Origin of the sequence: Stenotrophomonas sp. 3diitr2024, from assembly GCF_042136455.1 — a bacterium.
Taxonomy (GTDB): domain Bacteria; phylum Pseudomonadota; class Gammaproteobacteria; order Xanthomonadales; family Xanthomonadaceae; genus Stenotrophomonas; species Stenotrophomonas sepilia.
Window position 1 is genome coordinate 1 of record NZ_JBHHMJ010000134.1, and the last position, 351, is coordinate 351.

The following is a 351-nucleotide window of genomic DNA, read 5'->3' on the forward strand; positions in this document are numbered from 1 at the left end:
CTTGAGCGTCGCAAAGAAGCTCTCGGCCACCGCGTTGTCCCAGCAATTGCCAGGCCGGCTCATGCTTTGGACCACGTCATGGGACTGCAGCAGCTGGCGAAACTCGTTCCCCCAGTACTGCCCACCACGATCTGAATGGAATATCAGGCCGGGTCGTTGTGGATGCAGAGCCCAGGCATTGGCAAATGCTTTCACCACCAGCTCTTCAGTCAGACGCTTGGAAACGCTGTAGCCCAGCACCTGCGTGCGATCACCGTCGGCCACGGCCAGCCGCTGCAGCAACGGCGCCAATTCCTCGCTCTCGGCCACGGCCACTGCAAGGATGATCGCTTCCTTGCCAGGGAAGTGGTT

Annotated in this window: 1 protein-coding gene; it reads right to left on the reverse strand. The window is 60.7% G+C overall.

From position 1 onward, the window contains the following. A partial coding sequence (locus ABGA94_RS03230) for a transposase (RefSeq protein ID WP_375366369.1) occupies positions 1 to 351 on the reverse strand: 351 nt, incomplete at both ends.